Annotated in this window: 9 protein-coding genes; 6 read left to right on the forward strand and 3 right to left on the reverse strand. The window is 59.8% G+C overall.

What is annotated here, in order from left to right; all coding sequences use genetic code 11:
* Positions 1 to 20: 20 nt before the first annotated feature.
* Positions 21 to 875 (reverse strand): sulfite exporter TauE/SafE family protein, encoded by an 855-nt coding sequence (locus G1C98_RS09130; RefSeq protein ID WP_169080887.1) that lies wholly within the window; start codon positions 873 to 875, stop codon positions 21 to 23.
* 195 nt (positions 876 to 1,070) lie between these two features.
* Here G1C98_RS09130 and G1C98_RS09135 point away from each other — a divergent pair, with 195 nt between their 5' ends.
* Positions 1,071 to 3,365: an alpha-galactosidase gene (locus G1C98_RS09135; protein WP_169080888.1), complete on the forward strand. Its 2,295-nt coding sequence runs from the start codon at positions 1,071 to 1,073 to the stop codon at positions 3,363 to 3,365.
* Positions 3,366 to 3,559: 194 nt separating this feature from the next.
* On the opposite strand, the gene G1C98_RS09140 is transcribed toward G1C98_RS09135, so the two are convergent.
* Positions 3,560 to 4,762: an ROK family protein gene (locus G1C98_RS09140; RefSeq protein ID WP_169080889.1), complete on the reverse strand. Its 1,203-nt coding sequence runs from the start codon at positions 4,760 to 4,762 to the stop codon at positions 3,560 to 3,562.
* Positions 4,763 to 5,068: 306 nt separating this feature from the next.
* On the opposite strand from G1C98_RS09140, the gene G1C98_RS09145 reads away from it, so the two are divergent.
* From G1C98_RS09145 to ilvA, 5 genes are all read left to right on the forward strand, one after another.
* Positions 5,069 to 6,361, forward strand: coding sequence for an ABC transporter substrate-binding protein (locus G1C98_RS09145; protein WP_169080915.1), 1,293 nt, complete (start codon positions 5,069 to 5,071; stop codon positions 6,359 to 6,361).
* Between the two features lie 14 nt (positions 6,362 to 6,375).
* The gene (locus G1C98_RS09150; RefSeq protein ID WP_169080890.1) at positions 6,376 to 7,299 is read left to right on the forward strand and encodes a carbohydrate ABC transporter permease; all 924 of its coding nucleotides are present in this window, start codon (positions 6,376 to 6,378) and stop codon (positions 7,297 to 7,299) included.
* Between the two features lie 19 nt (positions 7,300 to 7,318).
* Positions 7,319 to 8,191: a carbohydrate ABC transporter permease gene (locus G1C98_RS09155; protein WP_169080891.1), complete on the forward strand. Its 873-nt coding sequence runs from the start codon at positions 7,319 to 7,321 to the stop codon at positions 8,189 to 8,191.
* Positions 8,192 to 8,691: 500 nt separating this feature from the next.
* Positions 8,692 to 10,512, forward strand: coding sequence for a glycoside hydrolase family 13 protein (locus tag G1C98_RS09160; RefSeq protein WP_169080892.1), 1,821 nt, complete (start codon positions 8,692 to 8,694; stop codon positions 10,510 to 10,512).
* Between the two features lie 196 nt (positions 10,513 to 10,708).
* On the forward strand, positions 10,709 to 11,974 hold the full coding sequence (ilvA, locus tag G1C98_RS09165; RefSeq protein WP_169080893.1) for a threonine ammonia-lyase: 1,266 nt from the start codon (positions 10,709 to 10,711) through the stop codon (positions 11,972 to 11,974).
* A 112-nt stretch (positions 11,975 to 12,086) separates the two neighbouring features.
* Here the strand turns inward: ilvA and G1C98_RS09170 are convergent, their stop codons facing one another.
* Positions 12,087 to 12,842 (reverse strand): SIR2 family NAD-dependent protein deacylase, encoded by a 756-nt coding sequence (locus tag G1C98_RS09170; protein ID WP_169080894.1) that lies wholly within the window; start codon positions 12,840 to 12,842, stop codon positions 12,087 to 12,089.
* Positions 12,843 to 13,186: the final 344 nt, after the last annotated feature.

The raw sequence follows: 13,186 nt of genomic DNA on the forward strand, positions 1-13,186 counted from the left end.
ACTGCGACAGCTGCCGGCCCCTACTCGTTCCGATCGCCGGTATGGTTGCCGCGTGAGATGCGCGCCACCAGTCCGCTTGCCGCCGGCGTGATCTTCAATGCCGTCCACAGGCATCGGATGCCGATGACGGTCAGATAGATGATGAAGAGGTTCGTGCCGACGCGTGGACTCACGGCGCTCGCGATCATGGTGCCGAACGGTGCGGAGAGTGCGGATACGATGCCGATGATGAGCCCGTCCCTGACGATTACGAGGTGCCGTTTGCTGTTCGCCACGGTGGCGGTGATCGAACTGGGGAACATGGCGAGCAGCGAGGTTCCGCGTGCGATGAGGTCGGAGGCGCCGAAGATCAGCGAGAGCGCGGGCACGGCGATCGATCCGCCGCCGATGCCGAGCAGGCCGGCCAGCGTTCCGATGAATACGCCTACAAGGACGATGGCGATGCCGGTTACCGGCGTCAGGGCGATCGAAGAATCCCTGGACGGCGTGAAACATATCTGTGAAACAACCACGAAGCACAGGAAGACCGCATAGAACCAGCGCAGGAACATCTCGGAAAGCCTGGACAGCAGCCAGCTGCCGATCTGGGAGCCGACCATCATGCCCACCGCCAGAAGCAATGCGGCGATCCAATCCACGTCGCCACCGTGCGCATAGGAGACCACGCCGGAGATCGAGGTGATGATGATCGCGCAGATCGATGTCGCCGCCGCTTGGCGCTGCGTCAATCCGATCCAGACAAGTGCCGGCACGATGACGGTGCCGCCACCGATGCCGAACATGCCGGAGAACAGTCCGGAAATCAAGCCGACTGCAAGAAGAATGCACAGTGTGCGCCGTGCGCTGCCGTGAAGTGCCGCCTGTTCGTGGTCCATGGAATGAATCGCCTCCCCTTGTTGTTCCGGTTCTCTCTTCCGGAATCCAACGAAATACTAAGTCGTGTGCGGGATGACGCAATGAATTACTTTCTGAAAATAAGAAACACGCTGATGCGAGTAAAAAAATGCGTCAGGGCATACTATGGAGGGGCACAGAATCCCCGAAGATTCCACGAAGAAAAGGATGATGCAATGTCGCGCATTCAACAATTCCAAGGCAATATCGCAAACGGCACGGCGATCACCGTCGTATACGCGGAACAGACAGACGCCGACGTGGCGGTGGCATTCGCGTTCGTCGGCAGCGACCTGCCCCGACTCGTGCACTGGGGTCGTCCGCTCAGTGCACCCGAAACGCTGTTGGGCGCCTACGATGCACAGAACCCGCAGCGCGTGTCCGGTGCGCTCGACTACACGCCATGGCCGAGCGTTCTGCCCACCCAATCCGAATCCTGGATCGGTGCCGACCGCTTCGACGTTCGCCGTGACGGACGCAAGCTGTTCTGCAAGTTCATCGTGAGCGACATCTCGGCCACCAACATGGAAGCCGGCAACGCCTATGACATGACGGTGAAGGACGGCTACCCCCAGTGGAACGTCGCGGATCGTCCCAAGGCAACGCCGACCATCGTGGTCACGGCCGAAGACGCGGAACAGGGCGTCAAGATCATCTGGACCTGCGAACTCGACATCAGCGGCCTCGTACGTCAGAAGGCAACCGTTATCAACACCGGTTCCGGCAAGCTGGAAGTCGGCAAAGTGGAGCTCGCCTACACCCTCCCCGCAGACGCCACCGAAATCCTGACCACCACGGGCCATCATCTTCGCGAACGTTCGCCGCAACGCCAGCCGCTCACCGTCGGCAGGTTCGAAAAGGTCTCCATGGTCGGGCGCCCGGACTTCGACGCCACGCTGCTGCTTTCCGTAGGCGAGACCGGATTCGGATTCACCCGTGGCGAAGTGTACTCCGCACACGTCGGTTGGAGCGGCAACAGCGTGCTCTCCGCGGAGCGTCTGCCCTACACCGCCGGTGTGCTGGGCGGCGGCGAGGTGCTGCTGGGCGGCGAGATCAGCCTGGGCGAAGGCGAGGAATACGCCACTCCATGGCTGTACGGCTCGTACGGCACCGGACTCAACGAGGTCTCGGCCCGATTCCATTCCTACATCCGCAACGTGCACCGCGACTGGCGTGCGGAACACGGCATCGCCGCAAAGCCCCGCCCGGTCATCCTCAACACGTGGGAGGCCGTCTACTTCAACCACGATTACGACACCCTCACCGCGTTGGCCGACAAGGCCGTGGAAAGCGGCGTCGAACGCTTCGTGGTCGATGACGGCTGGTTCGGTTCCCGCCGCGACGACACCTCCGGTCTGGGCGATTGGGAGATCTCTCAGGACGTGTGGCCGGACGGACCCAAGTCGCTCAAGGCGCTGGCCGACTACGTGCACGGCAAGGGGCTCGAATTCGGTCTGTGGTTCGAGCCGGAAATGGTCAACCCCGATTCCGACATGTTCCGCAACCACCCCGACTGGGTGATGAAGCCTACTGCAAACCGACTGCCGATGCAGGGCCGCACCCAGCAGGTCGTCGACCTGACCAACCCGGACGCCTACGCCTACGTGTACGGCGCAATGGACAAGCTGGTCGGCGAACTCGGCATCGACTACATCAAGTGGGATCACAACAAGCTCGCCACCGAAGAGGTGTCCCCCCGCACCGGCCGTCCGGCCGCGCACGCGCAGACCCTCGCCGTCTACAGGATCTTCCACGATCTCAAGGCGACGCACCCCGGCCTGGAAATCGAAAGCTGCTCCTCCGGCGGCGGCCGTATCGACGTGGGCATCCTCGAAGTCGCGGATCGCGTCTGGGTGTCCGATTGCGTCGACCCGGTCGAACGCGCCGACATCCAGCGATACACGTCGCTGCTGGTGCCCCCGGAAATGATGGGCGAACACGTCGGCGACAGCCCGGCACACTCCACCCATCGCGCCACCTCGCAGGAAATGCGCATGGCCATGGCGTTCTTCGGGCATATGGGCGTCGAATGGAACCTGCTGAAGCAGCCGCAGGAAGACATCGACAAGCTGCACGAATGGATTGCGGAATTCAAGAAGCATCGCGAATGGTTCGCCGTCGACACGGTCGTGCACTCCGATGCCGCCGATCCGGCCGTACGCGTGGACGGTTGCGTCATGCCCAACAAGGACGCCGCCATCTACCGCTTCACCCAGCTGACCACATCGCAAACCTACCCTGCGGCACCCGTGCGCCTGCCAGGGCTTGATCCCGACGCTGTATACGAGGTGTCCCCGCTCGATGTGAGCCTCGACCTCGCCAAGCAGGACATTGGCAACGGCCAGAGCCCGCTGGGCTGGTGGAACGCCGAAGGCGTGAAGATGACCGGTCGCGCGCTGGCCACCTACGGTATCCGTCCGCCGGCGTTGCATCCTGCACAGGCCTGCCTTTTCAAGGCAGTCCGTGCATGATGCCTTCGCAGCAAGCTGCTCACTTCGCCTACGGTGAGCCCACTGGGCTCCCCGTTTGACGGCTCAGCCTGCACAGGCCTGCCTTTTCAAGGCAGTCCGTGCATGATGCCTTCGCACAATGATTAAGGCTGGGAGGCGGTTCATGATATATGAATCGCCTCCCAGCCTTTCCGTTTTTCCGGTGACTTATCGGGTCAGCCGATATGATCCACAATCACTCGCGATGCCGCGGCCTTGGCCCATAATGCCCAGTCGTGGTCGAGAATCTCGAACTCCACCGGCGAGGCCTGCTTATGCCGGTACGCGCCGATGCCGTCGCGCAATGCGTCGAGCCCCCGCTGCGCGATAAAGGCAGACTCCCCCGCGATCATGATCTTCTCCGGCATCGCGATATTCGAGATGATCGCGATCAGCGTTCCCAGCCGGAAACACGTACGATTCACCAACTTGGTCGCCTGCGGCACATTGTTGTGCACGTCCCGTTCGAAATCGTCGAACGAGACCGGTTTGCCGAGCAGCTGGGAATACTGGTCGGCGATGGAATCGTTGGTCAGGCATTGCGAGCAGCCGCGATGCCCCGATTCACAGCTCGGGCCGTCCGGGTCCAGGGGGATATGCCCCACCAGGCCATAGCTTTTATCCGCGCAATCGATGAGCTTGCCGTGCATGGCCAGCGAATACCCCACGCCGGAGCCGATGGTCAGCGCGGCGAAGCTACGCGACCCCACCCCCGGTCCGAACCAGCAGGCGTCCACCAGCATCGAATCGATATCGTTGTATATGCCGGTCGGCAGGCCGGTGGCGTTCTTGATGAGCGCGGAGAGATCAACGTCATGCTCCCAGTGCAGGAACGGTGCGAACGTGACGGTCGTATCGTGCTCGACATGCCCGCCGATGGCGATGCCGATGGCGCAGGGGCTCGGCAGACCGGCGGTTATCGCCTCGCTGGAACAATCATCGACCAGTCGAAGGATGACATTGACCACCATGTCCGGCGCGGTGTCCGTGATCGCCTCTTCATGGCATCCGGTGACGATGCCGCTGCCCGCGTCGACGATGACGGCGGACGCCATGGTGCCGCTGAGCTTGATGCCGACGAAGGTCTTGGAACGGCGGTTCAGTTTCAATCCTGTTTGGGGTCTGCCGCGGCGTTCGGTGGTGGGTGGAATCGTGAAATCCTTGGGCAATATGGTGGACATGGGCTCGCCGGGATCCGTCTCCACAATGACGCCGCTGTGGATGAGGTCGCTGGTGATGCGTGAGACCGCGCCCTGCGATAGTCCCAGGATATGCGCGAGCGTGATGCGTGATATGGGCCCGTACTTTGTGATGCAGGCCGCTACCTCATGCGTGTATTCTGATCCCTCGAACCATTGAGGGATGGGGTGTGTCGCCATAGACTCTTCTCTTTTCGTAATTACTCTCCAAGAATAACTAATTATCGGAACTTGCCAACAATGCGTGGCGTGGCGCGGTGGATGCCTGTCATGTGGAGGCCGACATGACTTGCAAAAGTTCCGCTTCCTGCCTTGCGCCTTGTTCTCCGATTAATTTCTTTCCCTCTGCACGTAATTCACCGCTGTTTAATTACGCGCCACATTGACACGCGAATGGAGTGGGAATGAAAATGCCGAAAACCTAACATGAAACCATGTCGGTTGCGGTAATGGTGCCGCACTCCAAGGAAGGGAAAAGGATCGATGATGAGAACCGGATCTCATATACAACACGGAAGGTTGGCACGTACGTTTGCGCGTACGGTGACGGCGGCGTGCGCGGTCATGATGGGACTGAGCGTCGCCGGCTGCGGTACGGCGAACGCCGGCACGGTAACGTTGGATTTCTTCCAATACAAGGCGGAAGCGGCCGATTGGTTCACCGCCAAGGCCCGTGAATTCGAGAAGACCCACCCCAACATCAAGATCAATGTCAATAATTCGTCCGACGCGACCACCGATCTGCGCACGCGCTTGGTGAAGAACCGCGAGCCCGATGTCATCACCATCAACGGCGACATCAACTACGGCATGCTTGCCGAGGCCGGCGTCTTCCACGATTTCACCGGCGACAAGATCGTCGACAAGCTCAACCCGGGCATGGTGAAGATCGCCAAGAACCTCGTGCAGACCACCGACCAGTCGAAGAAGCGCCTGTACGCGATTCCCTACGCCGGAAACGCAAGCGGCTACATCATCAACGTCGACGTGTGGAAGCAGGCCGGCGAAGATCCCGAGAATCCGCCGCAGACCTGGAGCGAATTCATCGCGCTGCTCAAGCGATTCAAGGCGAAGGGCATCACGCCGATCGAGGCGAGCACCGGCGACCCCTGGACGCTGCAGGCCCCGCTGTCGTCGCTCAACTCCACGTTGGTTCCGGAAAGCGAATACACGAATCTGAAGAACGGCACCAAGAAGTTCTCCGACCTGTGGACTCCGGTCAGTAAGAAGCTCATCGAGATCTACCAGAACTACACGCAGAAGAACCCGGCCGTCACCTACCAGCAGGCCACACAGGATCTGGCCGCCGGCAAGGCAGCGATCCTGCCGCTCGGCACGTACGCGATTCCGCAGGTGCGTCTGATCAACAAGAACGCCAATCTGCGATTCGCACAGATGCCAGCCACCGACAACATCAAGGAACAGCAGCTCACCGCGGGTGACGACGTGATGCTCACCATGGGCGCACACACCAAGCATGAGAAGGAGGCGCGAGAGTTCATCGACTTCCTCATGAGCGAGAAGGTCGTGAAGGATTACTCCAGGCAGCAGTCCGCCTTCACCCCATACAAGAACACCTATGTGGGCGATGAGGCGCTCAACGGCGTGCTGAGCTTCTACAAGGCCGGAAAGCTGACCGATTTCTGCGACCATTACGTGCCGGGCAGCATCAACACCGCAGGCTTCCTGCAGACGCTGGTCCAGTCGGGCAATGTCGCCAATTTCGTCAACGGCATGCAGGCCGAATACGACAAGATCGAAGCCAGGAACTTCAGGTGAGGGGAGGAACGACAATGACTGGCACTACTGCTGTAAAGCTTGACAAGAAACCGAAGAAGAAGGTTTCGAAGTTCTCCAAGCGCAAGGTCGACCCGGCGTTCTATTGGATGACGGTCCCGGCCGCGATCCTGGTGGGCATCTTCCTGTACTTCCCGTTCCTTCAGGGCGCGATGTACTCGTTCACGAACTCGCAGGGCTACGGCGATTTCAAGTTCATCGGATTCAAGAACTACATCGCGATGTTCCAGGATTCGCGTGTGGGCCACGCCTACATGTTCACGATCTTCATCGCCGTGCTGATCACCATCGGCACGAATTTCCTCGGTATGTTCCTGGCGGTGCTGCTTAACTCCAAGATCGCCTTCAAGAACGGGTTCCGCGCCATCTTCTTCATCCCGTACACCCTGTCGGTGCTGGTCATCGGCTACGTGTTCAAGTACATCTTCATGACCCCGCTGCCGGCGCTCGGCCAGGCCCTGCACATCGACTGGCTGTCCACGTCGATGCTGTCCAACCCCGACCTGGCATGGTTCCCGATCGTGTTCCTGTCGATCTGGCAGGGCGTGGCCTACTCCACCTTGCTGTATCTGGCGGGCCTGCAGACCATCGACAACGAGATCTACGAGGCCGCGGCGATCGACGGCGTGAGTGCATGGCAGAACTTCTGGCAGATCACCTTCCCGCTGATCGGACCGTTCTTCACCATCAATATGGTGCTGAGCCTCAAGAACTCGCTCGGCGCGTTCGATCAGATCATGGCCTTGACCAAGGGCGGCCCGGATTCCAAGACCGAAACCGTCTCCTACCTGATCTTCCAGAACGGCCTGGGCAATGGCGAATACTCCTATCAGATGGCGAATGCGGTCACGTTCTTCATCGTGCTGGCGATCCTCGCGTTCGTGCAGCTGAAGTTCTTCGGCGATAAGGAAAAGGTCTGAAAGGTAAGGGGCGATTATCATGACTTCCGCAAATGTTTCGATTACTGCCAAGGGCTCCGCGGGCCATACCAAGGTCCGCCGGGATCACAAGATCAACTGGTGGCTCACCGCGGCCGTCGCGGTGCTGAGCCTGACGGTTCTGGTGCCGTTGTACTTCACCGTGGTCACCGCGTTGAAGACGCCGGGCGAGGCCGGCACGTTCGGCCTGCCGTCCTCATGGCAATGGCATAACTTCGTCGACGCGTGGAACAAGGTGAATTATCCGAAGGCCGCGCTCAACTCCGCCATCATCACCGTGTGCGCGGTGGTGCTCACGCTGCTGACCAACACGTTCGTGGCGTACGCCGTAGCAAGGAACATGGATAAGCGGTTCTTCCGCTTTCTGTACTACTTCTTCCTGGCAATGATGTTCGTGCCGTTCACGGTGGTGATGCTGCCGATCGCCAAGGAAATGGGCACGCTGCATCTCGACAACCAGCTCGGCCTGATCGTGCTGTATACGATTCTCGGCATCGGTACGAATCTGTTCATCGCGATCGGGTTCATCCGTTCGATTCCGATTTCGCTGGAAGAGGCCGCGCGCATCGACGGCGCTTCGACCTGGCGTATCTTCTGGAAGGTGATCTTCCCGCTCATGGGGCCGATCAACGCCACGATCGCCATCCTGACCGCACTGTGGGCATGGAACGACTTCCTGCTGCCGCTGATTACGCTGACCGACCAGAGCAATCAGACGATTCCGCTGGCGCAGTACGTGTTCCAGAGCCAGTTCACGTCGAACTACCCGATGGCTTTCGCCTCCTACCTGATGGCCATGGCTCCGGTACTCATCGTCTATGTCTTCGCCCAGAAGTGGGTCGTCGGTGGTGTGATGAGGGGAGCCGTTAAATGAACAGCCCTGTGGGCTGTTCATAGGCTCCCCCTGAGTGAGCCGATAGGCGAGCGAAGGCAGGAACAATGCGGCCGTAGGCCGTCTGCTTGTGAAGTAAAACTTCACAGCGCCGAGCGGGACGAGCCGTGAAGCGGAGAGCCCAGTGGGCTCTCCGTAGGCGAGCCGAGCAGCTGTGCTGCGAGGTGTAATCCCGCGAGGTAAATATTGAGTCCGTGCGTAGCGCGGTCCTTAATTGCAGGACGCCGTTAAATGAACAGCCCTGTGGGCTGTTCATAGGCTCCCCCTGAGTGAGCCGATAGGCGAGCGAGGGCAGCGGCGATGCGGCCGTAGGCCGTCCTTATCCCCCTCAACCTGCGGTTGGTCGGATATTCCTTCGGGAATGTCCGACCAACCGCGTTTCTGTAAGTGTTTCACGCTATAAATGGTCATTTGTATGGTTCTTATCTAAAGTGAGAGTCACGAGGAAATGCAGTCCGGAAAGCAAAGGAGCTTTGTATACCATGACCAATTCGAATCGTCCCGTCCTTCCCGATTCCGTGCGCACCAACGGTGCCACACCCAACCCGTGGTGGTCCAACGCGGTGGTCTATCAGATCTATCCGCGTTCCTTCCAGGATTCCAATGGCGACGGCATCGGCGATATCAAGGGCATCACCAGCCGTCTTGACTATCTTGCCGGTCTTGGTGTGGATGTGCTGTGGCTCTCCCCCGTGTTCAAGTCCCCGCAGGACGACAACGGCTACGATATTTCCGACTATCAGGCCATCGACCCGCTGTTCGGCACTATGGAAGACATGGATGAGCTGCTTGCGGAGGCACACAAGCGTGGGCTGAAGATCATCATGGATCTCGTGGTGAACCACACGTCCGATGAACATGCCTGGTTCCAGGCTTCCCGCGATAAGAACGATCCGCATGCGGACTGGTATTGGTGGCGTCCTGCCAAGCCGGGCCATGAGCCGGGCACTCCGGGCGCGGAACCGAACCAGTGGGGTTCCTATTTCGGCGGCTCTGCGTGGGAGTATGACCCGAAGCGCGGCGAATACTTCTTCCACCAGTATTCCAAGAAGCAGCCCGATCTCAATTGGGAGAATCCGGAGGTGCGCAAGGCCGTCTACAAGATGATGAATTGGTGGATGGATCGCGGCATCGACGGTTTCCGTATGGATGTGATCACGCAGATCTCCAAGGTCGTGGACGCCAATGGCAAGCTACCTGGTGAGGACGGCAGCCTTATCGCCGACGAGCCTGTCGGTCCGGAGGGCTATTCCAGCCCGTTCCCGTTCTGCTCGGATGGCCCGCGTATCGACGAGTTCCTGGCCGAGATGCGTCGCGAGGTGTTCGAGGGGCGTGACGGCTATATGAACGTGGGCGAGGCTCCCGGCGTCACCCCCGCCCGCAACGAGCACATCACCGATCCCGCCAACGGCGAGCTGGACATGATGTTCCAGTTCAATCATGTGGGCATCGATCAGTCCGGTTCCAAGTGGGATACCGTGCCGTTCAAGGTGGCGAATCTGCGTCGCGAACTGGCCGAGCAGCAGGATGCCGTGTCCAAGGTCGGTTGGGCCAGCCTGTTCTTCTGCAATCACGATCAGCCGCGTGTGGTGTCCCGTTGGGGCGATGATTCCACCGAAGCGAACCGTGTCGCCTCCGCGAAGGCGTTCGCGCTGCTGCTGCACATGCATCGTGGCACGCCGTATGTGTACCAGGGCGAGGAACTGGGCATGACCAACGCCCATTTCACGTCGCTTGATCAGTACCGCGATCTTGAGGCGTTGAACGCATACCGTCAGCGTGTGGAAGAGGCCAAGGTGCAGTCTTCCGAATCCATGATGGACGCGCTTGCGCTGATCGGCCGCGATAATGCGCGCACCCCCATGCAGTGGGATGAGTCCAAGTTCGCCGGATTCACTGACGAGCATGCGCCAGTCGAGCCGTGGATCAGCGTGAATCCCAACCATGTCACGGTCAACGCCGCCAAGCAGGTCGACGATCCGAACTCCGTGTATGCGTTCTATCGTCAGCTGATTGCCCTGCGTCATGGCAATCCTGTCGTCGCCGCGGGCGAATGGCAGCTGATCGATGCCAATGACGAGTATGTGTACGCGTTCACCCGCAAACTGAACGGTACGACATTGCTGACCATGGTGAACCTGTCCGGCAATCGCGTGGCCATTCCCTCCGATAGCGCGGCGCTGGTGGCTTCCGGTGTTTCCGAGCCTCAGATCGTGATTTCCACGCATGGCGCGTCTCATGCCGTGGTCTCTTTGGCGAACAGGGAGCTGAGCGCCTGGGAGGGCATTGTCGTCGAACTGTGACGAATGGTACGCACGGCCTGGCATACCGCACGTGCGCGCATGATTGATTGCATGGGGAGAGCGTGAGAATATCGCGCTCTCCCCTATTGATGTCGTGCATTGTCCGCCTGCCGCACGCGGTTTGTGGCGCGTCTGGTCTATCCAAGTGCGAGAAGCGGTTTGCCCAATGACAGGAGCGACTCTTACAATGCCATTTATGGAACAAAAGGACGTACTGAAAGCACTGCAGCGTGACCATGCAGCCGAACTCAAACTCGCAGCGAAGCGTTTGAAGGGCACCGCACGTCATACTGAGATCATTCCCTCCCCCGTGCTGAGCGAAATGACCGGCCACGAGATTCTTCTGAAGCCGGAGAACCTGCAGGTCACCGGTTCGTTCAAGATCCGTGGTGCGTACAACAAGATCGCCTCCCTGAGCGAGGAGGAACTGTCCCACGGCATCGTCACCGCTTCCGCCGGTAATCATGCCCAGGGCGTGGCCTATGCCGCTCGTGAACGTGGTGCCAAGGCGACCATCTGCATGCCGCAGATCACTCCCCCGCTTAAGGTCGATGCCACCAAGGCCTACGGTGCCGATGTGGTGCTGTACGGCGAGGTGTTCGATGAGTCTGCCGCCCGTGCCCAGGAACTCAGCGATACCGAGGGCATGATCTACGTGCCGCCGTTCGACGATTATGAGGTGCTGTGTGGCCAGGGCACCATCGGTCTTGAAATCCTTGAAGACGTGCCGAACGTCACCGATGTCGTCGTTCCGCTGGGCGGCGGTGGTCTGGGTGCCGGCGTGGCGCTGGCCATCAAGACGTTCAAGCCGGAAGTGCGTGTGATCGGCGCGATTCCCGAGGGCAGCCCCGCGTGGAAGAATTCTCTCGCCGCCGGCCGTGTCGTGCCTGCCGACGATGTGGTTACTTCCGCGGAAGGTGTTGCGGTCAAGCGTCCGGGCGACCTTACGTTCGCGCTGCTCAATGAGTTCCTTGACGATCTGGTTACTGTGTCTGAGCGCGATATCAACGAGATGATTCTGCTCATGCTGGAAAAGCACAAGCTGGTGGTCGAGGCCGCCGGTGCGGTGTCCCTGGCTGCGCTGGAACACCTCAATCTCCGCTCCCGCAAGTTCGCCGAGGCGCAGGGCCCGCATGTGGTGGTGCCGATTCTTTCCGGCGGCAACGAGGATACCGTCTCCATCGGCGCTGTGATTCAGAAAGGCATGATCGCCCGCGGGCGCATCATGAACTTCGAGGTCGAGCTTCCCGATAAGCCCGGCCAGCTGGTCAAGGTGGCGACCATCCTGGCCAATGAGCGCGCCAATGTCATTGCGCTTGATCATGACCAGTTCAAGGCCTCCGCCCACTACACCAATGCCGTCGCTCTGGGCGTGACCGTGGAGACGAACGGTCCGGATCATATCGACCGTATTCTTACGGCGTTGCGCGAAGCCGGCTTCCAGCCCAAGCGCATCTACTGATTGCAGTTCGCGTCATGCATATGACGCTTGCGGGTACTTAAAAGGTCCGGTTCACAATGAACCGGACCTTTTGTTTGTGCGGTTGGCTGCCCGTCGGCAACCGGTCTGTCGTTCAGCTGTTTGCCGCGATTGTCTCGTCGACCAATTGCGGCAGCGCAACCGCGATGTCGTCGCGAATCAGTCGCGTTGCCAGGCGGTCGTACTGCGTGCGACCCATGTTCATGATGGTGATCGGTACGCCGGCCTGCGCCGCGACGGGGACGATGCTTGCCGCCGGCATCACTTCCAGGGTGGAGCCGATTACCCACAGCTCGTCCGCCTGCGTGGCCAGCCGGTACGATTTTTCCATCGCGCCATCGGGCAGTGCCTCGCCGAAGTAGACGACGTCGGTTTTGATCAATCCGTCGCATGGCATATTTCCGCTGTATGGCAGTTTGCGGTGGCAGTGCGGGTCCGGCTCTTCGTCCAGGTGGTTCATGATGTCTGCGGTGTCGTATTTCTGATGGCACTTCATGCAATGCGACGTGCCAATGGTGCCGTGCAGGTTCACGATGATGTCACTGCTGTTGCCGGCCTTCTCGTGCAATGCGTCGAAGTTCTGCGTGGCCAGCAGTGTCAGCATGCCGGCTTTTTCGAGCTTGACCAGGGCCTTGTGTGCCGCTCCGGGCTGTGCGTTCCATACCGGCGATTCCTTCTGCCAGCGCCACGAGTACTCGCGGTCCTCCTTGTTGGCCATGAAGGCGTCGATGTCGTATACGTTCATTTGCTCCGGGTGTTTGGTCCATACACCGTCCGGTCCGCGAAAGTCGGGGATGCCGGCGGAGGTGGAAATGCCCGCGCCCGTCAATACTGCGATTTTTTTGCTCATGACCACTACCCTACGCCTTTCGGATATATATGCATGGGTCTTGAATACGGTTTGGGAAATGCAACGCGCCGTTGTTTTTCTGTTTTTGTGTTGTTTTTCGTCTTGTTCTCTTTCGTTTTGCGTGTCCTTCTGGGTGTTTTGTCTTGTTTTCGACACGCCGGTGGATGCGTGTGTTTGCAAGGGTTCCGGGGTTGTCTCGGGTGTGCGGGGTTGCGTTGGGGGCGTGGTTGGTGTAAGTTTTTCTCTTGCTGCTCGGCACGGGGGTTCGCCCCTTGGGTCTGGTTCCTCCGGGTCCGGTGCGGTGGTGGTTTGAGAACTCAAGAGCGTGTCTGTACTACTTTATG

The sequence above is a fragment of the Bifidobacterium erythrocebi genome (assembly GCF_012932675.1).
In the GTDB taxonomy this organism is placed as follows: domain Bacteria; phylum Actinomycetota; class Actinomycetes; order Actinomycetales; family Bifidobacteriaceae; genus Bifidobacterium; species Bifidobacterium erythrocebi.

Coding starts and splice junctions, on each gene's coding strand:
- G1C98_RS09155 (WP_169080891.1), top strand. CDS start 7,319: ATGACTTCCGCAAATGTTTCGATTACTGCCAAGGGCTCCGCGGGCCAT.
- G1C98_RS09170 (WP_169080894.1), bottom strand. CDS start 12,842: ATGAGCAAAAAAATCGCAGTATTGACGGGCGCGGGCATTTCCACCTCC.
- G1C98_RS09140 (WP_169080889.1), bottom strand. CDS start 4,762: ATGGCGACACACCCCATCCCTCAATGGTTCGAGGGATCAGAATACACG.
- G1C98_RS09150 (WP_169080890.1), top strand. CDS start 6,376: ATGACTGGCACTACTGCTGTAAAGCTTGACAAGAAACCGAAGAAGAAG.
- G1C98_RS09145 (WP_169080915.1), top strand. CDS start 5,069: ATGAGAACCGGATCTCATATACAACACGGAAGGTTGGCACGTACGTTT.
- G1C98_RS09160 (WP_169080892.1), top strand. CDS start 8,692: ATGACCAATTCGAATCGTCCCGTCCTTCCCGATTCCGTGCGCACCAAC.
- G1C98_RS09135 (WP_169080888.1), top strand. CDS start 1,071: ATGTCGCGCATTCAACAATTCCAAGGCAATATCGCAAACGGCACGGCG.
- G1C98_RS09130 (WP_169080887.1), bottom strand. CDS start 875: ATGGACCACGAACAGGCGGCACTTCACGGCAGCGCACGGCGCACACTG.
- ilvA (WP_169080893.1), top strand. CDS start 10,709: ATGGAACAAAAGGACGTACTGAAAGCACTGCAGCGTGACCATGCAGCC.